The following is a 23,531-nucleotide window of genomic DNA, read 5'->3' on the forward strand; positions in this document are numbered from 1 at the left end:
CGGACGTCCGGCACCAATTCAATCGTAGTCCGAGGCGCGCGCATCTGCAGAACTGTCTAAGCGGGCCAGAGAAATACTTTTTGGCCGTCACTCATGAACCAAACGAGCACTCTCCTGACGAGTGCCTGCGTTACAGTTCTCCGCAACGGGAATGGCCCACATTTGGGATCAGCAAGGCGCAGTCATTTTTTCTTAGCATGATAGAATATTGCGTCCAGCATGGCTGCCCTAGCACGCCAAGCCTTAGCCTCGTTACCGCTGCTGGGCATGGGTGACTTCCACCAAGGCGCTTCCTGTATACGCTCCACGACTTCTGGCCAATAGCGGTCATAGTCGAGCTTGTCAGCTCGTACCATGCCTACATCTCGCGCTAATTGCCCTCTGTTTTGCGCATCAACACACAAGAAAACATCGGGGCGCTTCATGGAAAGCAGGCGAGTCGCCGTACCCAGCCCATGCCTGCCGGATGGAAAGCCCTTGATGAACTCCCTGATGAAGGTGTCGTAGTGATCTTTAGTCACCGCCCCTTTGAGGGGAATAGCGTCTAGGGCTATGGAAAAGGCTGGGGCGCTGGCATTCATCAAGCTGTAGAACTTGCCCGCTCCTGTCATTGATCCAAACCATTCTGGGTGATCGATGGCGGTGCTCCTGAGTCCAGCAATTCCAAGGCGCGCCTGAAATGGGATGTCATTGAAGTGCTGCGCACTGATGAAGTGACTGGCGACCTGATCCAACATGGCCAGGCGATCTTCGAAACCGTGGATTTTGTCCTTCTGAATCGCAGCGTAGAAACTCGGCCAATCCATCGTCATCACCGGCGACTCAACCTCGGGCTTGGAGGCAGGAACCCCTCCGTAGGTACCTTCAAGTTTTTCCCTGAGCCGCGCCTTGATTTTCCAGATCCTGCGGTAGCTATCGGCGTCCTCCTGGACAATGCACCTGCCTCCGTAGCTCCCAATGATGTCCAAAACATCATGCAGCAGTTCAGGCGTTCCGTCCTTATAGGTGAGGAGGGTGGTCAACTCCGTGTTTTTGTTGATTGCTCCTGCCGTGAGGTTGGCACTGCCAATCAAAATCTCCCAGCTGTCGTCTGTCCAGAAAGCAAACACTTTGGGGTGGAAGACCCCCTGAGGTTGCAGAACGAATCTGACTTGGTTGGACTCCACAAATTCGTCAAGAACATCGGGGTGGGTCTGGTAGAAATGTGTGCCAATCACCCCGGTAGCTATTTTGGACTTTGCCTTCACCAACTCCGTGAAAACGTCCGTTCTGGCAGACGCCCATGCAGTGCCGAAGCTGATATGGCCGTAACTCCTGATCAGTCTCAGCAGATTGGATTTGAGAGCTGTGTTGGTAGAGATCAGTTTCACTGGGCGGCATTCCGAATGGAGACTGCACATCATATATTCGTTCGCCCTAACAGCGGGGCTCGCTAGTAGAAGAGGCTTTGATGTATGCGAATCCATTTTAGGCAACGGACGTTACAGGTGGAATCAACGAGCCGTAACCGCGGAGCCGGTGAACACCTGGCTCCGGTTTAGCACTGCGTCAAATAAAGCTATCCGGTGAGAAAGGTAGGTATGCCTTGAGAGTCGAGGTCGCGACGACCACCTAGACCGTTACAACGACCAAGCTGCGGCTGCAGCACTCTGAAAAAGTTCGGCAAGCGTTAGCAATTGAGCTAAGCGCCACGTCAAGATCGCGCTTTGGCTGCCGACAGTCCTGGAACGGGCGCCGAACAGTAGTGGCGATAATCAACCTTCAGGTTGCGGCCTTCTGAGAAGTGCGGCTGAATAGACGACTTTTACGAAACTGCACGGAGCCAAGGATGACCCCTACCGAAAGATCACCATGTCCTGATTTTCTGCTTAGCTACCAGGCCGACTTTCCGCTGGATGAGCTTTTGGCTCGGTACGAAGGGGTGTCGACTAAGTCCGGGCGGGGTATGCCAGTAGTATTGGAGCGTCATCGTCGGGAAATTGTGGATCTTCTAAGCGATGCATTTCGCGCTAGTTGCTGCTATTGCGAGACTGCTACGGACAAGGGGGAAATTGAGCGCTTCCGTCCCAGACGCATAGGTGGACGGGGAGCCTACGCAAGCGAGCAGCCATATGCTCACCTAGCGTTCGACTGGCGCAATTTGTATTGGGCATGCCCCACCTGTAACCGTTACAAGGCTGACCGGTTCCCCGTCGATGGTGAGCATGCTCCGCCGAACCTCAGCTACGACGAGATCGTGCATTGGGAGAAACCTCTGATCATCGACCCATGCCGTGATGATCCTGATTCGCACCTGCGCTTCGTTGAGGGTGGGCTGGTCTTGCCACTCAGTCCTATCGGCGAGCAGACGATCAAATTGTTTGCTCTCAATCGTGAGCAACTAGTCAATGCACGCGCCGACCAAGCAAAACTTTTCAGCTTTTCCACAGATAATGAACGTGTATCGCGAGCTGCTGGTGGTGGTGGAGCACATCGTGCGGTTTGGCGTCAGTTGCTCGACATCCATAGACCCACCTACGAGTTTCCTGCGAGAACGGATCGGCCACTCTCTAAAACGCCTTTAGTAAATACTGAAACCGGCGAAGGCATTGACACCTATCGGAGTTTTGCGCAGTACGTGTCACGGATTCAGATAACGAACTTTGGGCCAGTCGCGCACCTCGATCTAGACCTGAGCCGCTCCGAGTCTCCTCGAGCGCCGTGCTTTGCGCTGCTTGGAGAAAATGGGGTTGGAAAAAGTACTGTTTTACGCGCCCTGGCGCTTTGTCTCGCTGGAAAGAGTTACGCAGGACGCATGAGGCTGTCGAGCAATGACCTCCTCTCCGAAGGCGCATTGCAAGGGGGCGTGTCGGTTTCTATCGTCGGCGCCGAGCACGATGTGTCGATAACGCTGGGCCGTGACCAGCCGTTGATGTTCAGTGAAAAGGGTTCGAGGTCGCTGGTGTTGGCCTACGGGGCCACTCGGCTCCTACCGCGTGGAAGTCATAAGCCCAAGGCTGGTAAAGCTCACGCAAAAATCGACAACCTATTTGATCCCTTCCTTCCTTTGAGCCATCCGGCTGAGTGGTTGGAGCAGTTGTCTTCACACCGTCTCGATGAGGTCAATTCGGTGCTCTCGAGTCTTATGCCGCAGGAGCACCACGTGCAGGTCGTACAGGATCGAAGGGGCGGAAGCGTTCGCCTCTCAATCGGAGGATCTCAAGCGAGGCTCATCGGGGAGCTGAGTGATGGTTACCAATCCATGCTTGGAATGGCAGTGGAGATAATGAAGGTGCTATTCCGCTCAGAGACCTCCATCGAATCGGCCGAAGGCGTCGTAATAATCGACGAACTGGGAAATCATTTTCATCCCGCGTGGAGACTTCAGTGCCTAAGCGCTTTACGCCAAGCTTTCCCAAGGGCCCAATTCATATACAGCACTCATGACCCGCTGTGCCTGAGAGGACTCTACGACGGGGAGGTCGCTGTCTTGATGCGCGATAAGACTGGCGCGATCTACGCTCTCGATGATCTGCCCTCCGTTGCAGGCCTGCGTGTGGATCAGCTACTTGCCTCGGAGCATTTCGGTTTGCGTAGCACGGTTGATCCGCATATGGATCTCATCATCCAGCGCTATGAGCTTCTCATAAAGAAACGCAAGCGAACCAAGGCAGAACAGGCCGAGCTTGACTCCCTCATCGAACGTCTGACGGATGCCCGATACCTGGGTTCTACGCGTCGCGAGCGACTGGCGCTGCAACTCCTTGACGCCGATGAAGAAGATGAGCCTCCTGCGCATAAAACAACGAGCGCTCGGGAGCTCTCTGACGCCACGGTGGCGCGGCTAAAGAGTTTGATGGCCAAGGTGACAAAACCTACTCCGGCTGATGAGGGGGAAGGTAGATGATCAAATTGGAGCGCCCCAACGGAAGCATCCCTGATGGTCTGTTGGTAGCAGGCCTTCGCGAGCGCAGAGAAAACCGCAAGGCACTAGCTGCCGGTGTTGATTTGAGCTTTGAGACGTATAGAGCCAAATCAGTGCGTCAAAGGCTCGCCGAGATATTTGGTCGCAAATGTGTTTTTTGCGAATCATCTCTGCTCGGCACTCAGCCTGGCGACATCGAGCACTACCGCCCCAAAGGTAAAATCGCGAATGATGTCGAGCTGCCTTTCAAGCCCAAGCCAGCGAAACGATCAAAGAGGGGGGCTGCTAATAACGCACCGGTGCACGATGGCTACTGGTGGTTGGCTGCTGAGTGGAGCAACCTACTGATCTCCTGCGCAGATTGTAATCGCCCAAGAGAGCAAGAAGACTATGACAACCGGAGACGAGTGATCGGCAAGTCAAATTTCTTCCCAGTTGCGGCACACAGCGCCCGAGCGCAGCGGGCGGGAGCACTGAAGGGCGAAGTCCCCTTATTGCTGAACCCCTGCTTGGACGATCCAGACGATCACCTGGTATTTCGCGATGACGGAGCTGTCGAGCCCGTAGAAATGAATGGTGAGGTCTGTAAGAAGGGTGAAGCAAGCATTCATTACCTCGGTTTGGCTCGAGCGGAGTTGCTGCAAGCCAGAGCACGCCATCGCCGGAGCGTGATGGGCTGCATACGAAACATCAAGCGCTCTCTAGAGAGAGGTGACGACCCTGGCGAAGATCTCACCGATCTAATGGTCATGTTGAACCCTGGCGAGCCTTACGTAGCTTTCTCCCGCACCCTCGTTAAACTTCATTTGGAGCCTCACCTGAAGACGCTTGGGCTTTAGGCGCGCGTAGGGCCGGGCGAGGTCGCATTCATCAACTCACCGGTTTTCTGGGCGTTGCTCCAATTGGGCAACGCTTGCATCGGCCCGAGACGCTGCGTTTGCGGCCAGGCCGCCAAACGACATGCCCGAGTCCACATATCGAAGCGCCGACTTCATATCCTTCCAGCCCACATAGCTCATCAGCCCCTTGATGTCCCACCCATTGGCGGACGCCCAAGTCGCAAAGCCTCGCCGCATTGAGTGACTGCTAAAGAGCTCGGCTGGCAATCCTGCCTCTTTGAAAATGCGACGGAGTACGGGTATCAGGCTATGCGGTTGCATGGCTTTGCCTGACAGATTGCCCCAGCGATCAATCCGCTGGAACACCGGGCCTTTAACGATCCCGGCAACCGTTATCCAATTGATATAGGCCTCCACGGGGCAAAGCATGGTGAGGGCCGGCGTCTGGAACGTGGTTCCTTCATGCTGGCGATCACCCTTGGTGTAGGGCAGGAAAAAGGTAATGCCTTCACCACTTATAGCTTGGGTATCCTCGACTGTTAGCCTAGCCAACTCATCGCCACGAAAGCCACGCCAAAACCCAATCAAGATAATCGCCACCGAGCGACGATGACGCACCAGCGATTTGTAATCTCTGCGTTCAATCGCAGCTGCAGCTTCCCATTCAAGCCATGTGACCGCTTGCTCCAGATGCTTCAGCAGCAGTGGGGCGGCCTGTTTAACTTTTGCAGGATGCACGACCCTGATGCCCTTGATCATCTGGCGAACGTCAGGGGTCTTGGTCGGATCAGGGAAACCCTGAGTGATGTGCCATTGCGCAAGGGCTGCCAAGCGCTGCTTCAGTGTGTTGATGGAGAGCTTGTCGGCGTACTCCGCCAGATAGCGAACGACGCCCACGCCGGTCGTGGGCAGGTACCCGCCCCAAGTCACCTCGAAGTGCTCAATCGCTGCACGGTAGCTTTTTCGGGTGTTCTCCCGGGTGCCGGCGCTGAGGTACCGATCTGCCTTTTCCATCGTACTTTGCCTTCAAAATCGGGGCCTTTCTGCCTTCCTGCGTTTTGCGGGGGCTTTCTGAGTGCCGTAAAGGGTCAAGAAGCCATAAAGCACTATTATGGGCTTCTAGCTAATCCAGATCAAACGACGTAAACTTTCAATTTGGTGTTATGTAAATACATGACATGTAACACAGTACGAAATCGTAGGAGACCCCCATGGCCCGAGGCGGAATCAATAAGGCTGTTGTGCAAGAAGCACGTCAGGCACTGCTGGCCAGGGGAGCCAACCCCAGCATCGATGCGGTGCGCGTTGAACTCGGAAATACGGGCTCCAAAACAACGATTTCTCGGTATCTGAAAGAGCTTGAGCCCTCTAGTCCAGAGCCCGTGGCATCACGGGAACGTATGGGCGACATGCTCAACGGCATGGTGCAAACGCTGCTGGATCAGCTTATGGAGGAGGGACAGGAGGTTATCTCCCAGGCGACCGCGGCTTTTAACGTGAAGCGGGCTGCGCTGGAAAATCAGCTCATCGAGCTCAGATCCGAGCTGGCTACCGCTCAACGTAATTCGGCCACCCAACAGGCCGCGATAGAGGCGCAGAACGCTGAATTTGCAATCACCCATTCCTCACTGCAGGCTGAGCTGACCCGTAACGCGGGACTCAGTCAGCGCTGTACCCTCCTTGAGTCGCTGGTCGCAGAGAAGGACAAACACATCCAATCGCTAGAGGAAAAGCACGTTCAGGCGCGTGGGGCGCTCGAGCACTATCGGGAAGCGGTGAAAGAACAGCGGGATCAGGATCAGCGCAAGCACGAGTCTCAACTGCATGAATTGCAAGTTGAGCAGCGCAAGTTGCGGGAGACCATCGCCGTGAAACAGGACGATTTGACGCGTCTGAATCGTGACAATGAACGCCTGCTCGGTGAAGCCAGGCAGCTAACCAAAGGCCTCCACACTCAGGAGGCCTTGGTACAGTCTCTCAACACTCAAATTCAGGCACTGCGCGAGGGTGAGGCCAAGTCCGCAGGGGTGGCCGAGCACCTCATGGGGCAGATCTCGGCTCTGCGTGAAGAGGTTAAGGGACTCCACAAGGCCGCCACGTTAGCCGAGCTGCGTGAGCAAGAAACCGCGATGCTGTCGGGGGCTGTACAGAAAGAGAATGAGCAACTGCGGCAGGCTAGGATCGATGAACCGGGCTTGGAGGAGGGTGGCGATGTCGCCTCAGGTGTAGAGGATAAGCAAATTGCCGGGCACGCCAAGCCTCCGAAACGACCTAGGAGATAGAGCATGGATCAGATTACAGGGAACCCACGTAACCATGATGAAAGCACATTAGGTTGGAAATTCGCTCATCAGCGGCTATCCCAAATGCTCATACAAAGGGGCGAACCGTTCGAGACCCTTACTCCGATTAGGAAGCTGGATGCTCCCGGCACAATGTATCAACGGATGTCAGTCTCTTCGGCACTTCCAAGAGCAGGAAGAGGTTGAAAGAGCATGATCTCCCTGATCGGTTTGGATGCTTTCCTTGGCACCAAGGGGGTCTGATAAGGTTTCCACTCTCTAGGCAGTACGACAGCGGGCCCGTTAGCACCTTAGAACATACTTCATCCATGGCTAGTGATGGATAGGTTTGAGTTACGAAGGCGATCACGCCCGGAGAGCCCAGGCGTAATCTTTAGGGCATAGCTACTCGCTTACCATCGCATGACTTCTGCCAGGCCACGGCGTCTCCGACGCGGTCACTCCATCAGGGGTGGGAACAAGTGACCATATGCGCGCTTCGATCCCATCATTCTGCAGTTTGCGCATGAAGTAGCGGGCCTGAAGGGCATCGTGGGTGGCGATGACGACCTGGAAACCATGATCGATGATGTAATCGCGAAGTACATCGAAGACAGACGCCGCGTGCACCAGGTCGTGATGCTGTGTGGGGTCGTCAAGGAGGAGTCCACGCCAAGGCGACCACTGATGTTCCAACGCCATTGATAGTAGGAATGTCAATTGAAGATCCGTCAGTTGGGCTTCACTGGCTATCGAAGGTACTGGGGCTAAGCCCCCGTGGAGCGGCACAGACACCTGGGCATGTGATTTTAGATGGCGGCTTCGGAAACTCAGGTTCGTCCCGGTGAACCGTTGTTCTCTGACCACGCGCTTGAGTAGTGCTTGCCACCGAGGCATAACTGCTTGGACGTGTTTCTGGACGTTCGCGATTTCGGAGGAAAGGAACTGATTAAGCGACTCCATCGCTGCAGATAGCTGCGACAGACGCTGCATGCCCGTCCGCTTCGACTCCACTTGTTGATGAAGGTGAGTCGAAAAGTCGTCTTCTGAGCGCTCGCCGCGCCGCCGATCCAGAAGGCCCTGTGCGAGACGAGCCTGCTCTATTTTGCTCCAGGCGCCGATCTCTATTTTGATAGTCTGGAGTGCCTCTGAGTGCCTGGTAAGCTCTGTGCTGGTGGACTGCATCTGAGTCTCATGACTGCTCGCAACCTCGACAGTGGGATCGCCCGCGAATGAGAGCTGACGCCAGGACGCTCTGATCGTAGCCAATCGAGCTTGGGCCTCGGACAGCTGAGTCTCCAGATCAGTTGCCGTATTCGTGGCATCTGTCAGCTGAGCCTGCTGACGATCCAGGGCGAGCTGCTCGGAAGTCACCTTAGCGCCTAGCTCGACTAGCTGATTGGCATTCCGGTTCTGCGCAGTGGACAGCTCTGCCAAGGATCGCGCTGGCGGGGCGTCGGCGGTGATCGCTGCCAACGCCGCAGTGGCTTGCTCCAGCCTGGTGCTGGCTTCCGACCGGGCCTGCCGCGTGGCGTCTACTGCACGAACAGCTGCGTCGTATGCGTTCGTGGATTGCTCAAAAACCTCTGAGGTTGCTGGCGATGCGAGGTTGCTTTGTTTCTCGTCCAGCTGCATCTTCGCAGCAGCATTAGCACCAACGCGAAGCCGGATGGACTCTTTCGCCAAGGGCACAGTATCGCCGCCTAGAAGAATGTTGGAGCTGATCTCGGCGATATCCACTTTCAGGGATGCCTGCTGTGACTCCAGTTGAGTGATCCTGTTCTTGCATGCACTCAATTCTGTTTCGGCGCCCGTTACCGCTTCTATACAGTCGCGCAGAATATCAGCAGCCTTTTTCAAACGCCGTTCAGCTTCGATGACATTGGGGTCAATAGCCGCCAGCGCCTTGGCGACACGCTCATGTAATGCGACCGCGCCATGCTCTTCGCCACATAATGGGCAATCACCTCGATCGCTTGGTAAGTGGGCCGCGATGGATGCAACGGCTTGGCGTATCGAGTCAGCCGCCGAGGTCAGATTTTCGTGATGGCTCTTAGCGGCCTGATCTTCCACTTCGGCGGCAGCCCTGGCGAACAGCGCAACGCGAAGCTGTTCGTTGAGGATTTCCTGATGTACCTCCTCACCGCTGATGGTGTCGGTAACCTCCGCAACGTGCTGAAGGGTCAACTCCCAGTGACCCAAGAGTTCCTGAGCTGTGAGAAGATCGGCGTCAATCTGTAGCAGCGTCTTGCGCTGTCCATTAATCAGGTCGTGTTGGACACGGATCTGCTCATGCCCCTCATGCACTCTGCGCGCCGTAGAAGCTTCCAACTCAGTGTCGGCGAGGGCATTGTCAGCGGACTTAAGCACCTGCTGGCGTTGTTCGACCGCCTCTTTCGCCTTGGTCTCATTCACGTACCGGTTGAGCTGCTGGGCAATCGTATCGCGCTCAGTTTCTGCTGTGACCAAATCTCGTTGAAGCTGCTCAAGAGTTGCCACGGCCAACGAGCGATTTTCTTTCTTCTGATCCAGCTCCCGCGTCGCGGAGATGAATTCCGCACCGAGCTGCTCTGAACGAGCTTGTTCAGATACAAACCGGCCTATAAGGCCGTCGACCTCAGCCAATGCCATGATCTGCTCACGAATTCGGTCAAACTTGACTTGCACCAATTGCTCCAACGCATCATGCACCGTTTCCAACCCATCTTGGCCCAGTGGCGGTACGAGCAGGCCAGCGGGCAGTTGGTCGAAGCTTTGCGCCTGGTGCGCAATGTCCGATATCGATTCGGCAATGCTTTCCCTGCTGCGAAGCGCCCCTTGGGTCTGCGCAGCCGCCTGATCTCGATCAAGGCTCAAGCTCTGCCATTCAGCAAACTCGGCTTCGAGCGATTCCAGTGAGGCTTTCGCGTGCTTAAGCTGCTCTGTGAGCGCTCGGCGGATGCTGCCAAGGGCAGAGCTTACCTGGCTGCCATCTTTACCAATTGGCAACCGCTCCAGCTGGGAACCAGCGACTTTGGGATCTGCCTTGACCAGCCATTCACCCTCACGCTGATCAAGTAGGTGGGTAAGCCTGAGCAGAAAGGGGATGTCTTCAGAGGCTGTCCCTGGAAAAAGAGGGCTCAGATCGCCCGATGTCTCAACGTCTCCGATGTTGGTAACTTGCGCGCAGGCTTGCAGATCACCGAAATCAAGGCTCACTCGAGCCATGGATTGAGAGTCTCGGATAATCGGGACAAGATTTCCGTCCAGGCGAGAGATCTTGCCAGTCAGTGCGAACTCGATGGCTTCAAAGATCGCCGTCTTCCCGGTGCCATTGGGGGCCAGGAGAATGGTTGCCCCGCGGCTGAGCTCAATCGTAGTTTCAGCGCCAAACCGGCGGATGTTCGAGAGCGTGATGGACTTTAAATGCTTCATTGCTCGTCCTCTTCGCCGAACGCCGAAACCTTGAGGGCTTCAGCGATCTCACTACCCGACTTTCCAGACAGCAACAGGTCTCGCCATGTATCGCAATGCGGCTCAACCCAGGCATGCGCCAGGACAAGGGCGCTGAGGGACGCTGACAATGGATCACTAATGCTGTCTGAGCTACCAGGAGTCGAAAGTGTCGCAAGGAAGCTACGGTCGAGAAAGGAACCGGCATCTTCGTCCTCTCTGACGACTACCTTTCTGCAGAAACGGTCGTCCGTCTCGAGACGAGCAGCATCCTCAGACGCGACACCCTCAATGAGCATGAACATGTAGAGGTCAGCAGTTTGCGGCTCTGGAAGCATGTCACGGACATCCGCAGCCCACCGAAACGCCCCCTGGATTTTTGCCACATCGTAGGGAAAGGCTGCGATCAAGACAGTCCGCCAGCCCGCATTCTCCTGATTGACCCGTTTGAGCTGCACCCCAGCGGTAGCGATCTCAGCCAATGGCGGTGGCAATTCCACCCAATCGGCATAGGAAACGTCATAGCGACCTTCGGCACGGTTAGAGATGGCTTCAACCATCTCCGAGATTGTTAGCATTTCAGATTCCTTTCGTATTCGTATCGATGGCTGACTGGCGGGCGAGCAGTCGATCTTGCAATTGTTTACTAAAGTGTTGCCGCACCGTAGCTAGCGTACCGTAGCGCAATTGATTGAATACTCCTGAGCGGGTCACGAGCAGATGTGGTCGACGTTCTGCCGCCATACTGGTGGCCGTCTCTGCATCGTCAGCCATTCCGATATTCAACAGCTCTGAGGGAGGAGTGCTCACGCCTGACAGAATCACGACCGGGGCAGGGGACGGGCCGATAACGTTGATCAACGGATCGTCAGATAGCTCACGGACTTCGGGCGCTCCACTTGCGGGGCCAGACCAGTACCTGAGAGCGATGCTCAACACCCCTCCAAAATCCGGGAAGTGCTTCCAGGCGGTGCCGGTGCCACCAACCCCCACCGCAACCAGCAACAATAATTCCACCGCGGTGACCAATAGGTCTACGGTGCGAGGGCCGAGGCGAAGCGCATGCGTGGCATTTTTTCCCTCCGTTTCCGGGTACAGAAGCTGTTCTAGAAATTGACGGCGGCTCTCGGGGTTGTTGGTAAAGCCGTCCAACCACTCCAGCCAGATCGTTTCCATGGCATCAGCAAGCGCAGGGTCTTTTACGGCCGCAAGCTTTGCAGAGACGCTTTGAATGAGTCGTTGCCACACCAGGTCGTCCATGGCGTTCGCGAGCGCCGCAGCTTCCGCTCGAGCAGCGCCCTGGGTCTTGAACTCGTGATCCAAGATGCAGACAAGCCGCTCAGCGTTTTCTATCCAGGGAAGATCTCTGAGGTCACTCTCGGCGCAACCGAGAGTATGTCCAACTTCATAGCCAACGCTGCTGCGCCAGATCGGTTCGCCCAGCATCAGGCCTTGACTGCCGTGGGGAAGGTGCAGCGCCATACGCAATATTGCTGATGGAAGCGTAAGGGTTGCTCCGGCGGGAGGTGCGTATGGTGCATACACTCTGAGCCTCCGGTTCCCGGGGGAGCTACTCCACATGTGATCTACCAGTCCCTGTGCTGATAGGGGGACGAGCGCACCCAGATCATGGGTGCCAGAAAAAGACCATGTCTTGCCGGCAGGCTGAATTTCATCCCCTAAGAGGTATTGAGCCCATGTTTCAATATCAGGGCGAAGCTCATCTCTAAGCTCGCGGATGATCGCATGACACCCCAAGGCCGAAACGTCAGAGGTCTCTGCGGTGATTACCGAGATTAGCCGTTCGAGCGTTCGTTCTGGATTCGTGAAATGCCTGCCCAGTGATTGGACTGAGCGCTGCTCCAATGTCGCGTCATTCCCAACGCAGACAACCGTGACACGCTTCAGGGTGTCGATGATCTGCGTCCAATTCTCGAAGCCGCACCACGTTGTGAGCCAGAGGTGAGCCCGCGTTGTCGGGCCGTCAACTCGGTGAGCCAGATCTTTGGGATTGAGTCCGTCCTGGCGGCACAGCTTACACAACTCGTCCAGATGGTTAACGGTTAGATCGTCTTTGATTTTCAGATTCGCCCCTACAAGCGTCAGCTGGAATCGACGCTCGGGCAATTGGGCAAATGTGCCGGCGCGGGCATGCTTAGCCAAGCTCGCAAACGCCGAATCGAGGACGGAAAAGCTACCCTTGGCTGCGTCAATCCCAGCGGGTTCTACCGAAGCGGAATCGTCTGGATCAGGAAAGTCCGAGGAACTGGAAGCAGGTTCCACGAACTTCTTTTTACGAGCGGCTCGATACTTTGCAAGCTTGGGTAGATACTCCTGCAGATCAGGGTCTTTGGTGCAGAAATCCGTCGTCTGACGCTTGATTTGAAGATGCTCGAAAGAGTCTCGTGAATGGACAACAACGACATCGTCCCACTCTTCGATACCACCAGTTTCGGCACCAACTTCCAGCGGAGCGACACGTCCGTCGAGGAACTTCTCCAGCATGTCCGCCACGCGCTGAGCAATGACTAGCTTCTCGTAGAGCGACTTCTGCTCAAGCCGAAACCGTCTGATCATACTGACATCCCTTTACTTCATCATCGTGTTGGCCAGATCCGCTGGCAGTTCGCCACATCTTACCACTTGGGCAGCTAGGGTCGTGCGTAACGCGGCTGCCTATCTGACACAACGCGCAATCATTCAACGCCATGCGTAGCCTTGATTTAGCCGGAGTTTGCGTGGCGCGGAGATTCTAACTATTCAGCTTTTCGCCGGTCACTGTCCATGGCCAGCACAGGTAGCAGGGATTGAGTCGAGGTTTGTAGAGGACTAGAAACCGGGGCAGGGCGACGATGTACCAGTGCCGGCGTCATCCTGACTCCATCCTCTCACTACCACCACCACGGCATGATCAGGCAAGCGGAGCGCGCAGGCGTGAGGATCAAGCCCACCGGGTCGAGACGGCGGTGCTAGCCGATGGCTAGGTTTACGACAGCCGACCTAAAGTGGCACGCACATTTATCACATAAATTGCCGGATCTGTTCAGCACCTAGGCAGGGCAAAGCGGTGCTTTCTGTCAATTTATGCTAAATATTGAAGGGAGGCCTAGCAATGCCTGAGATGCCATTCTGCCGGCTATCGGCCGCGCCTATGTGTATTAGGCATAGTACCGCCACGAACCATCAGGGGGCACTTCAACCTTTACACTATTGGTAAATATCGGTTTTTTGATCAGACAAACGGTCAAACTTAGTCAGCTAAAATGCAACCGACCGGCAGGTGGAGGCCAGTTCATGAATGCCCCGAACCGCTTTGAAGCGATCCGCCTCGCTCAGCAGCGTATAAGTGAGCTGGAGCAGGAAATATGCGTCCTTCAGAAAGGTGAGAGCACCACGCCTGACTCTGATTTCTCGGAAAAGCTCGCCAAGCTGATGAAGAAATACAAGCTAAGTTCGGAGGAGGTCATTGCGCTCCTGCTGGTTAGAGGGGATCTGGATCAACGAGCCCTGAGCCTTGAGACCGTGTTGAAGCTTCGTTACATCCTAGGTCTCAAGGACGTGGAGGCTTCCCACAGCTCGGAAAAGCCTTTTCGGGTGAGAGGCTGGGTGAATGTCAATGTCGACTAAGCGCAATAAAGCCCTGAATGGGCTTGTGAAAGAGGGCTTTTTTGATGTTGAAAGCGTGGCGCGCTTGTTCGATATCAATAATGTAATTGGTAAAGAATACGCAGACGCGTGTGCAGAATTGTCAGAACCCAGGGTTGCAAGTATGGTGCGTTTCTTGGCTGATCTGGACATCTTGGCGAAGCAGCATGGCGCCTCGCCGAGGGAAATCATAGTGTTACTAGATCCTGACTATTTTCAACGAAAGGGTAACTCTGTATAGGAGGATGCGGTCAATTTCCGAAATCACACAGAATTAACTGAACTAAATATTCATTTAGTTGAGTTAGGGTCGGAGTTACATCAGAAAGAAGGGTAGTTTTGTATTTGTTACATTGGGGTGCAACGCGCGCAGGTCATTTGCCCCGGATTTCGCAGTCGGGCGATTCTCGTTTACCAAACCGAACAGCATCAAGGTAGACCGGAATCGCAACTAGGCTGGAGCATGATCGGATCGGCAAAGTGTCAGAATTTTCGGATATCTGGCAGGCTGAGGTGACAAATTTGCGCTTCGCCAGGCTGGCCGGTAAGCCGGATTTCAAACATAGGTTATGATTTAAGGCTTCATGGCTATCCTTTATGAAGCAGCTGTCGCTGTGCGAAATTCGTTGCCTGATGACAGCGTCGTCCAGCGGTAGCGTAATGAGGTGGCTTGCTGTGGTTCGTGGGATAAAGTGATGCAATCGCCCCAAAATCGCTTCCAAATGCAATGAGGTGGGAATTTCTTCCAATTAGACGATTTAGACCCTTGGTCAGAAATCCGATCGCAAACCGCAGATCGTGTTTTGATTTAAAAGTGAACGGGGATATTCCTTGCCTATGACTCATGGTTCGCTGCGCTCTTAAGGCTCTGTCTAGAGCGCTTGAGACCGTCATCGCAATCTGGGGCGCTTGAACGAGTGCCAAGTTCCCGGCAAACCGCACCAAGAAGCAATTTCGTACCATTTGCATCACTGGACAGAATCGCGAAACGGGTCTACAGGACGGACGGTCAATTCGACCAGTAAAATGGGTCGTAATAGGTGCTAAATGCCGCTTAGGTGAGTTTACTTCCGAAATTAGGGTCGGAATGGCTTCCGCGGACTAAGGGCTTGAGGTGGATTGAGGGCTGCGAAATCTGCGTGCAACCGGGCTAATCGTGAAATACGTTGTTACGTGTAATGTATATTATGTTAAATCATGTATCTGCGTGGATCTTCTCCAATGGCCCTCCCAGATCAATCCTGAACCGGATGAACCTTGCCGCTGAAACTTAGAAGCCATAGGAGTTGTAGATGAGCGTCACCGGTATCAACACGGCAAAACCAACCAGCGAACATCTAATACTCCCGACGGCTTCGCCAGCCCATGATGAAGCCGACTGACAGGCCAATAAACAACGCGGCGCCCCGGTAACCAGATCAGCGTGTCGCAAAGCCTTAGCGCGTACCGAACATCCAGCTTCACCGTCCAGACGACTAAAACCGCCAGCAATACGATAATCACGATGGCCAGCCTTTTTTGCCTGGCGCTTGATCAGTGTGGCCAGCACGATATGAAAGCTGGGGGTTGTTGCGAACTGAGCTCGCGCAGCCAGAAGAGCCGATTCAATCAAGCCCCGAAAATTCGGGGCTTGATAATCACCCAGCATCAGGATTGACGCCCTCCGCCACCGCTGTTTTCACCTTCTTTGCGTCCCGCTTCAGAGGTTTTGTCCTGGTCATCGGCAAAGTCGCCGCCGCGACCGCTCTGGCCACCGCCAGTGGACTGATCAGCTTCGTTTGATTGCCGCCCACCCGATGCCTGGCCGCCCTTTTGCCCGGGCTTATTCATGCTTTCCTTGTCGTCGGCGAATTCGCCTCCGCGATTGGTACCTTGCCCTCCTCCGGACATACGATCAGCATCGCGTGATTGTTGACCTCCTGAAGCCTGACCGCCTTTCTTGCCTGCTTCAGAAGCCTTATCTCGGTCATTAGAAAAATTGCCGGGATTGTTGTTTCCGGTATTGGCCATTTCTATTCACCTCTACTCGTTAATACGAACATTTGCTCGTTTAATTCGGAGGACGCAGAAAATTGAAAGTTTGGACGAAAATCGAGTTTGGCGACCAGTGGTTTTTCGACGTTAGTTCCCTGAAAAATAGAGACTTTCGACTAGCGGAACGGGTAATCAAAGAGGGCTTTTAAAGTCGTTTTTTTCGCTAAGAAATGGCCAATATGAACTAAGCTAACTAGCTCATAAGCAGCTTTACAAACGACGGATTTCGGAAGTCAGTCATGACCGAACATATCGTGCACTTTCACTGCCAGATCGACCAGGCAACGACTGAGCGTTTCAGAGATTGCTGTCTTGAAGCCATTGATCAAGGCGCCACGTCCTTGCTGCTGAACCTGTCCACTTCTGGCGGTAGTACAAATTTCGGCTTCACGCTCTATACCTTTCTAAAGTCACTGCCTGTTCCGCTATGTGCAATTAATGCCGGGAACATCGAGTCGATGGGCATCATCATGTTTCTGGCCGCAGCCCGCCGGATCACGTCACCCCACTCGCGATTTCTTATCCACCCGATGAACTGGTATTTCAGTCAGAAATCCGTCGATCACCAACGCCTGCGCGAATATCTATCGAGCCTCGACAATGACCTCGCGCGTTACGTCCAGATTTTCACGCTGGAAACCACTGACGCACAGACCAAGCTCGACATTTTCCATTGCTTGTCAGCAGAGGAAAAAGTCATCGCTGCGCACGAGTCCCTGGCCTACGGCATTGCGCACGAGATGAAGCAAATGGTGTTTGCCGACGATGTGAAACACTGGAAGGTCAGTGGCGGATGATCGTGCCAACCGTCCTCTATAACACCGCTCTATTGCGCTCATTCAAACCGATTGAACCTAGCTGAAACCCAAGCCTCGGATATTGAAACCACCTTGGGTGAGCCTATGAAAATAGAGGATACGTTACTGCGCCAGCGCAAGGTGCTCGCCAGGTTTGGCGAGCTCGCGTTGGCGTCGGATGACCTGGAACAAATCCTCGACGAGGCATGTCGATTAGTCGGTGAGGCGCTTGAAACCAATCTCGCCAAATTCATGCTGCTCGAAGAAGACGGCATCACGTTCTTCGTGAGAAATGGTGTGGGCTGGGCACCCGATGTGGTCGGCAAGGTGCGGGTGAAAGCATGCGAAGGCAGTCCCGAAATCTTCTCGCTCAACACCAACGCGCCCGTCATCTCGACGGATATTTCAACGGAATCACGGTTTCGGTATCACGATTTTCAAAAGAACAATGGGGTAAACGCTTTCGTCAACGTTCTCGTCCACGGCGCCAACGGAGAACGTCCTTTCGGAATATTTGAGGTGGACAGTCGAAGTCCTCGTCAGTTTACGCAGAGCGATATCGACTTCCTCCGTGGGTATAGCAATCTGCTTGGTGCGGCGTTGAAGCGCTTCAAAACCCTGGACGCTATGCGCTCGACAGAAAAGCGCCTGCGTGAGAGCGAAAGGCATTACCGCATTGCAGCTGAGCTCAATCCACTTTGGCCTTGGACTGCCGACAAGGGCGGTAACCTGATTTCTATCGATCCGCGCTGGCACGAATACACCGGTCTGTCGCTCGAGCAGACATTGGAACGTCAATGGACCTATGCCGCGTATAAGGCAGATCAGGTATCAATCGCTGCACTCTGGGATCAATCTCTGGGCACCCTGCAGCCTTTCGATCTGCAAGTCCGATTTCGAAAACACACGGGCGATTACCGTTGGTTTAGAGTCCGTGCGCTGTGCAGTCTCGACAGCGCCGGAAAATCCGAACAATGGTACGGCACCATTGAGGACATAGAAGACCGGGTGCAACTGGAGAGTGCGTTGCGTGACTGGAACGACTTACTTGAAGAGCGCATTGGAGAGCGTACCCAACAACTGGAAGAGGAGCAGCGAGAGCGCGCCGTAACGGAATCCAAGTTGAGACAAAGCCAAAAAATGGAAGCGGTCGGGCAGCTTACCGGCGGAATTGCCCACGACTTCAACAATCTGTTGGCAGGGATCATCGGTAGCCTGGAACTGATGCAACGGCGGATTGATGCGGGTCGCTACGACGATTTGACCCGATACAATTCAGTGGCCTTGACCTCGGCATCTCGAGCGGCGGCATTGACTCAACGACTGCTTGCGTTCTCCAGGCAGCAATCACTTGAGCCTGAACTCCTTGATCCTCGAAAAGTAATTGCAGATCTTGAAGAAATGATTCGGCGTTCAGTGGGGCCGAGCATCATAGTCGAGTGCTCATTCAGAACGACCGACCGTATCAGGTGTGACCTTAACCAACTGGAAAACGCGCTGCTTAATCTGGCAATCAATGCACGGGATGCAATGCCCAATGGAGGCAGGCTCGACCTTCAGGTTGATCGATGCGTTATCGATCAAGCCTCTTCATCCGACAAAATGATGCCGCCCGGCTCATATGTGAGCATTTCCGCCACGGATACCGGTACAGGGATCAGTCCTGACATTTTGTCGCGTATCTTCGACCCGTTTTTCACGACCAAGAAGTTGGGCGAAGGTACCGGGCTGGGTCTCTCAATGATATATGGCTTCACTCAGCAATCCGGTGGTCAGGTCAGAGTCCACAGCAGCCTGGGTATTGGCACCACCGTGACGCTGTTTTTTCCGGTAGATGATTCGCTGCCAGATGACCCGAAAGTAGCTCCTGGCGACACTCAGCAACTGGTGCCATCGGGGCAGAACGAAACTATTTTGCTGGTGGACGACGAAGCGGCTATCCGGCAAATGGCGTCGGAGCTCTTGTCAGACATTGGCTATCGCGTCATTGAGGCAGTGGACAGCGTTTCTGCCATCAAACAGGCGGAGAAGCTGGAACACCTTGAGTTGCTGCTGACCGATGTAGGTTTACCGGGATTGATGAACGGGATCAGTCTGGCAGCAGAACTCAAGAAAAAATACCCGCTGCTCAAAGTGCTTTTCATTACCGGATTTGCTGGCGGCTCGCGACTTGTCTCAGTCGACAGGACAACCCGATTGCTGACCAAACCCTTCAGTCTTAATGAACTCACTTCGCGAGTGTATTCATTGCTCAGGCCCGACGTTTAATCGAACCTCTCCGACTCGATAGATCCGTATTGATCCGTTTCATGCATTAATGAATGCCAACAATGCACTTATCATATCGATCGTCCTGCTCCAGCATTCACGCCAATAAGAACCGTGCGCCGCGTCCAGGTAGCGCACGTCATAAAAGCGGTGGAGTACAGACCAATGAAAACATCAAATCCTTCCGGGCGTTCACGCGCCAGTGCGATTTTCCGGGTCACCTCGGGCAACTTCCTCGAACAGTTCGACTTTTTCCTTTTCGGCTTTTACGCCACCCAAATTGCGGCTGTGTTCTTCCCTGCCAGTAGTGAGTTTGCCTCCCTGATGATGACCTTCGCGGTGTTTGGCGCAGGCTTCCTGATGCGTCCGTTGGGCGCGGTGGTACTCGGTGCCTACATCGACGATGTGGGTCGGCGCAAAGGCTTGATCGTGACGCTGTCGATTATGGCCAGCGGCACGATTCTCATTGTGTTGGTGCCCGGTTACGAAACCATTGGGCTATTTGCACCGGCCCTCGTGCTGATCGGTCGCTTGCTGCAAGGTTTCTCGGCCGGTGCGGAAATGGGCGGCGTCTCGGTGTACCTTTCGGAGATCGCCACTGCGGGCAACAAAGGCTTCTTCACCAGTTGGCAGTCGGCCAGCCAGCAAGTGGCAATTATCGTCGCGGCGGCTTTGGGCTACGGGCTGAATCAGTGGATGGCGCCCGCAATGATTGCCGATTGGGGCTGGCGGATTCCGTTTTTCGTCGGTTGCATGATCGTGCCGTTCATTTTTTTCCTGCGCCGTAACCTCGAAGAAACCGAGGAATTCGCAGCGCGCAAACATCGGCCGAGTATGGGCGATGTGTTCCGCACCCTCGCGCAGAACTGGGTCATCGTGTTCGCCGGGATGATGATGGTCGCCCTCACCACCACGGCTTTTTACCTGATCACCGTGTACGCGCCAACTTTCGGCAAAACCGTGCTGCACCTGAGTACATCCGATGCGTTATTGGTGACCTTGCTGGTGGGTGTTTCGAACTTCTTCTGGTTACCCATTGGGGGCGCGTTGTCTGACCGCATCGGTCGGCGTCCGGTGCTGATCGCCATGGCGCTGCTGACCCTCGCCACGGCCTACCCGGCGCTGACTTATCTGGTGAACGCACCGAGCTTCGTCAACATGCTGCTGGTCTTGCTGTGGTTGTCGTTCATTTACGGTTTGTACAACGGCGCGATGATTGCGGCACTCACCGAAATCATGCCGGTTGAAGTTCGGGTCGCCGGTTTCTCGCTGGCCTACAGCCTGGCTACGGCGGTGTTTGGCGGCTTCACCCCGGCGATGTCGACCTTCCTGATCCAGTACACCGGCGATAAGGCCGCACCCGGTTACTGGATGAGTTTCGCCGCACTCTGTGCCTTGTGCGCGACGCTGTATCTCTACCGCCGCTCCACCGGCCGCCTGCAACCGGCGATGTCTTGAACCTGCCCTTTGTGAGAACACGACCATGAACAAGCTATTCAGTTTCGCCGCCCTCGGCCTGGTGGCCAGCCTCGGCCTGAGCACCGTCGCCCAGGCAGAAGAGATCCGCGTGATGACCTCCGGTGGTTTCACCGCTGCCTACAAAGTTCTCGGGCCGAAATTCGCCGCGTCCACCGGCAACACGCTGGACACCGCCCTTGGTCCATCGATGGGCAAGGCACCGGAAGCAATCCCCAATCGTCTGGCCCGCGGTGAAAAGGCTGACGTGGTGATCATGGTCGGCTACGCCCTCGATGACCTGATCAAGCAAGGCAAAGTTGATCCCGCTTCTCGGGTGGAACTGGCGGATTCGCGGATCGGCCTGGTGGTGCGCGAAGGCGCTCCGAAACCGGATATCAGCTCTGTCGAGGGCCTGAAAAAAACGTTGCTGGACGCTAAATCCGTGGCCTATTCCGACAGCGCCAGCGGCGTGTACATCGAGGATCAGTTGTTCAAGCGCCTGGGCATTGAAGAGCAACTCAAACCCAAATCGAAGATGATCCCGAAAATTCCGGTGGGTTCGGTGGTTGCCACCGGCGACTACCAACTGGGCTTCCAGCAGGTCAGCGAATTGCTGCCCGTGCCCGGCGTAAGTTTTGTGGCAAAGATTCCAGAGTCGGTGCAATCGGTCACGCGTTTCGCCGCCGGCATTCCCGTGGGCGCGCAACACCCGGCTGAAGCCAAGGCGTTGCTGGAGTACCTGGCCGCCTCGGCCGCTCAACCGGATGTAAAGGCCACCGGGCTGGATTCAGTCAGTCGCTGACCTGGACTTTCATTTCCACCACCAGCCGTTCCAGTTCCAACGCCGCCGGGGTCAGTGTGCGACCCCGGCGTTTGATCAAACCGACACTGCGCATCACTTGCGGATCAGTCAGCGGTATCTGTGTCAGGATCGGGTGATCAGCCGTCGGCATCGCCATCAGCGGCACCGCCGCTACCCCCAACCCCGCTTCCACCAAGCCGATCATCGTCGTCACATGCCGGGTTTCACAGATGCTCTGCCGTTGCGGCACAATTCCGGTCAGCGCCTGATCCAGCAAAAAGCGATTGCCCGAGGTCTTGTCCAGCGAGATGTAATCCTGCTGATAGAACTCGTCCCACGTCACGCTGGTGCGACCCGCCAAAGGATGATCGCGCCGACAGGCCACGACATAACCTTCCTGCACCAACGGCTCGAACTCGACTTCGGCCTCAAGCGTACCCATAAAGCTCAGACCGAAATCCGCTTCGCCATTGATTACGGCGCTGAGGACGTCGTGGGCGCTTGAGTCGAGCACTTTGACTTTGATCCGCGGGAACTGCCGGTGGTAATGGGCGATCACGCGCGGCATGAAGTAATACGCTGCCGAGGGCACGCAGGCCACCGTGACATGGCCGAGCCGGGTCGAGGCGACTTCGCTGATTCCCAGCAGCGCCACATCCAGATCGTCCAGCAAGCGCTCGACGCTGGGCATGAACCCGCGCCCGGCCTGAGTCAGGCTGACCTTACGGGTGGTGCGTTCGAACAATCGTACGCCGAGGGCGTCTTCAAGTTTTTCGATACGCCGGCTCAGGGCAGGCTGAGAGATACGCACGGCGTCGGCGGCTTTGCGAAAGCTGCCCTGCTCGACCACGGCGCGAAAAGCTTGCAGGTCATTGAGGTCGAAGTTGATGGCCATGGTGCACACTTGGGATCAGACAGATTGATCAGCTTATCCTATGAATGCATAAAATTAATGCGCGATGTAACTACATCTACGGCAATCTCAACCGGCGCAGCGAACCTCACCTACAGGACATCGAAGAACCCCATAGATCTCGGATACCACCTGCATCGTTGCCTCTTCGATCGTTCCTTCATTACGGCATAAAACCCAGCCGTGATCTGCAATCGCCTGCTCGAATGCCTGGGTACACGCGACATGTTCTTCCAGCTTATGGATCACCGTGCTGCTCACCCCACGCCGTCGTGCCGTTGCCCTTGCCCATGAAATTTCAGGGTGGGTGACAACCCCGACATGCAGGTCTGGCACTTGCACGTTTCGATCAATGTTCAACTGCAGAATCTCTGCAAACGGGACTATCCGGCGAAACGCGGCATCAGACGGGTACCAGCGATCGATCAAGATGATGCTGTCTTGTGGTTGTTTAGCCAGCACGTGCAGGGAAATCCAGGCGCGACTATCAGCCAGGCGCTCACAAACCTCCAACTCCAACTCGCGGCTGGGATTTCGGGCGAGCTTATTAACGAGGGTCATTGTTTCACCCCGATAGGGATCGCTTTTTTGCTCGGAAAGCCGGATCACCTTTTTGTTGTCGGCCCTCAGTACTTTCGTAACGGCCTCCAACAGTGTGGTTTTTCCGGCTCCCTTGGGCCCATCCAGGGAAACAAACAGCGGACGATTCATTCTTCAAATATCGATTGATGTACGGTTTTTTTTGCCCGGATCGTGCGCTGGAAACGCTTGGCGCGATTGCGCGAATCGAGTGGAGGGCCCTTATGAACAGACAGTGATGAATACTCTAACTTAGTTTTACGCTTCGAATGGCGAGCTATTCTATATCCGGGGACACCCTGAAAAGGAGACGCCAGCATGGCGCGACATTCGCCGTTATCGCGGTGGTACCTCGGGACAAGGTCAGCGTCACGGCTCACGGCGAAAAACTGGCGATAGTCGACGACAGGCCTGGAGCCCTATGACTGCCTGTCGCCGGACTTGATGGACACCATGGCGACGCATGTCGCAAGACAGAAAGGCTTGCTTCCTGCCATCTGATAGATCGACGTCGCGATTTTTACAGACTGCGGACGCGCTCACTTGCGATTACGGTCGTTTTTTTTCAGCCATCCCAG

General features: G+C 55.1%; 18 protein-coding genes and 1 pseudogene. 10 read left to right on the forward strand and 9 right to left on the reverse strand.

Annotation, left to right across the window (positions count from 1 at the left end; all coding sequences use genetic code 11):
* Positions 1 to 182: 182 nt before the first annotated feature.
* Complete coding sequence (locus ACWKV5_RS15590) at positions 183 to 1,370, reverse strand: phospholipase D family protein (RefSeq protein WP_483841958.1); 1,188 nt, start codon at positions 1,368 to 1,370, stop codon at positions 183 to 185.
* A 458-nt stretch (positions 1,371 to 1,828) separates the two neighbouring features.
* Here ACWKV5_RS15590 and ACWKV5_RS15595 point away from each other — a divergent pair, with 458 nt between their 5' ends.
* Both ACWKV5_RS15595 and ACWKV5_RS15600 read left to right on the forward strand, forming a co-directional pair.
* On the forward strand, positions 1,829 to 3,886 hold the full coding sequence (locus ACWKV5_RS15595; RefSeq protein WP_483841959.1) for an AAA family ATPase: 2,058 nt from the start codon (positions 1,829 to 1,831) through the stop codon (positions 3,884 to 3,886).
* Positions 3,883 to 4,743: an HNH endonuclease family protein gene (locus tag ACWKV5_RS15600; protein ID WP_483841960.1), complete on the forward strand. Its 861-nt coding sequence runs from the start codon at positions 3,883 to 3,885 to the stop codon at positions 4,741 to 4,743. Before ACWKV5_RS15595 ends, ACWKV5_RS15600 begins: the two co-directional genes overlap by 4 nt.
* Positions 4,744 to 4,779: 36 nt before the next feature.
* On the opposite strand, the gene ACWKV5_RS15605 is transcribed toward ACWKV5_RS15600, so the two are convergent.
* Positions 4,780 to 5,757 carry a tyrosine-type recombinase/integrase gene (locus ACWKV5_RS15605; RefSeq protein ID WP_483841961.1) on the reverse strand — a complete coding sequence of 326 codons (978 nt, stop codon included), beginning with the start codon at positions 5,755 to 5,757 and terminating at the stop codon, positions 4,780 to 4,782.
* 197 nt (positions 5,758 to 5,954) lie between these two features.
* On the opposite strand from ACWKV5_RS15605, the gene ACWKV5_RS15610 reads away from it, so the two are divergent.
* Entirely contained in the window at positions 5,955 to 7,025 is a 1,071-nt protein-coding gene (locus ACWKV5_RS15610) for a DNA-binding protein (RefSeq protein ID WP_483841962.1), read from the forward strand.
* Positions 7,026 to 7,430: 405 nt separating this feature from the next.
* Here the strand turns inward: ACWKV5_RS15610 and ACWKV5_RS15615 are convergent, their stop codons facing one another.
* Genes ACWKV5_RS15615 through ACWKV5_RS15625 form a run of 3 tightly spaced genes read right to left on the reverse strand, consistent with a single transcriptional unit; the run spans position 7,431 to position 13,034 of the window.
* A complete protein-coding gene (locus tag ACWKV5_RS15615; protein ID WP_483841963.1) occupies positions 7,431 to 10,439 on the reverse strand; it encodes an AAA family ATPase in 3,009 nt (1,002 codons plus the stop codon).
* The gene (locus tag ACWKV5_RS15620; protein WP_483841964.1) at positions 10,436 to 11,035 is read right to left on the reverse strand and encodes an ABC-three component system middle component 1; all 600 of its coding nucleotides are present in this window, start codon (positions 11,033 to 11,035) and stop codon (positions 10,436 to 10,438) included. Before ACWKV5_RS15620 ends, ACWKV5_RS15615 begins: the two co-directional genes overlap by 4 nt.
* A 1-nt stretch (position 11,036) precedes the next feature.
* Positions 11,037 to 13,034 carry an ABC-three component system protein gene (locus tag ACWKV5_RS15625; protein ID WP_483841965.1) on the reverse strand — a complete coding sequence of 666 codons (1,998 nt, stop codon included), beginning with the start codon at positions 13,032 to 13,034 and terminating at the stop codon, positions 11,037 to 11,039.
* Positions 13,035 to 13,751: 717 nt separating this feature from the next.
* Between ACWKV5_RS15625 and ACWKV5_RS15630 the strand changes: the two genes are divergently transcribed.
* Both ACWKV5_RS15630 and ACWKV5_RS15635 read left to right on the forward strand, forming a co-directional pair.
* On the forward strand, positions 13,752 to 14,084 hold the full coding sequence (locus ACWKV5_RS15630) for a hypothetical protein (RefSeq protein ID WP_483841966.1): 333 nt from the start codon (positions 13,752 to 13,754) through the stop codon (positions 14,082 to 14,084).
* Positions 14,074 to 14,343 (forward strand): hypothetical protein, encoded by a 270-nt coding sequence (locus tag ACWKV5_RS15635; protein WP_483841967.1) that lies wholly within the window; start codon positions 14,074 to 14,076, stop codon positions 14,341 to 14,343. The genes ACWKV5_RS15630 and ACWKV5_RS15635 overlap by 11 nt, the downstream gene beginning before the upstream one ends.
* A gap of 1,029 nt (positions 14,344 to 15,372) precedes the next feature.
* Here ACWKV5_RS15635 and ACWKV5_RS15640 read toward each other — a convergent pair.
* Together ACWKV5_RS15640 and ACWKV5_RS15645 are read right to left on the reverse strand one after the other, a co-directional pair.
* Positions 15,373 to 15,750, reverse strand: coding sequence for a hypothetical protein (locus tag ACWKV5_RS15640; RefSeq protein ID WP_483841968.1), 378 nt, complete (start codon positions 15,748 to 15,750; stop codon positions 15,373 to 15,375).
* Entirely contained in the window at positions 15,750 to 16,112 is a 363-nt protein-coding gene (locus ACWKV5_RS15645) for a KGG domain-containing protein (protein WP_483841969.1), read from the reverse strand. The genes ACWKV5_RS15640 and ACWKV5_RS15645 overlap by 1 nt, the downstream gene beginning before the upstream one ends.
* 263 nt (positions 16,113 to 16,375) lie before the next feature.
* Between ACWKV5_RS15645 and ACWKV5_RS15650 the strand changes: the two genes are divergently transcribed.
* From ACWKV5_RS15650 to ACWKV5_RS15665, 4 genes are all read left to right on the forward strand, one after another.
* Positions 16,376 to 16,933, forward strand: a complete 558-nt coding sequence (locus ACWKV5_RS15650; RefSeq protein ID WP_483841970.1) for an ATP-dependent Clp protease proteolytic subunit — start codon at positions 16,376 to 16,378, stop codon at positions 16,931 to 16,933.
* Between the two features lie 105 nt (positions 16,934 to 17,038).
* Positions 17,039 to 19,201 (forward strand): ATP-binding protein, encoded by a 2,163-nt coding sequence (locus ACWKV5_RS15655; protein ID WP_483841971.1) that lies wholly within the window; start codon positions 17,039 to 17,041, stop codon positions 19,199 to 19,201.
* Positions 19,202 to 19,366: 165 nt separating this feature from the next.
* Complete coding sequence (tcuC, locus tag ACWKV5_RS15660) at positions 19,367 to 20,659, forward strand: tricarballylate/proton symporter TcuC (protein WP_483841972.1); 1,293 nt, start codon at positions 19,367 to 19,369, stop codon at positions 20,657 to 20,659.
* A gap of 25 nt (positions 20,660 to 20,684) precedes the next feature.
* Positions 20,685 to 21,461: a substrate-binding domain-containing protein gene (locus tag ACWKV5_RS15665; protein ID WP_483841973.1), complete on the forward strand. Its 777-nt coding sequence runs from the start codon at positions 20,685 to 20,687 to the stop codon at positions 21,459 to 21,461.
* Here ACWKV5_RS15665 and ACWKV5_RS15670 read toward each other — a convergent pair.
* Both ACWKV5_RS15670 and ACWKV5_RS15675 read right to left on the reverse strand, forming a co-directional pair.
* Entirely contained in the window at positions 21,451 to 22,356 is a 906-nt protein-coding gene (locus ACWKV5_RS15670) for a LysR family transcriptional regulator (protein ID WP_483841974.1), read from the reverse strand. The genes ACWKV5_RS15665 and ACWKV5_RS15670 overlap by 11 nt on opposite strands.
* An 87-nt stretch (positions 22,357 to 22,443) precedes the next feature.
* Entirely contained in the window at positions 22,444 to 23,085 is a 642-nt protein-coding gene (locus ACWKV5_RS15675; protein ID WP_483841975.1) for a dTMP kinase, read from the reverse strand.
* 179 nt (positions 23,086 to 23,264) lie between these two features.
* On the opposite strand from ACWKV5_RS15675, the pseudogene ACWKV5_RS15680 reads away from it, so the two are divergent.
* Positions 23,265 to 23,454 (forward strand): annotated as a pseudogene (locus tag ACWKV5_RS15680) (hypothetical protein); the annotation flags it as partial.
* Positions 23,455 to 23,531: the final 77 nt, after the last annotated feature.

The sequence above is a fragment of the Pseudomonas oplopanacis genome (genome assembly GCF_057128725.1).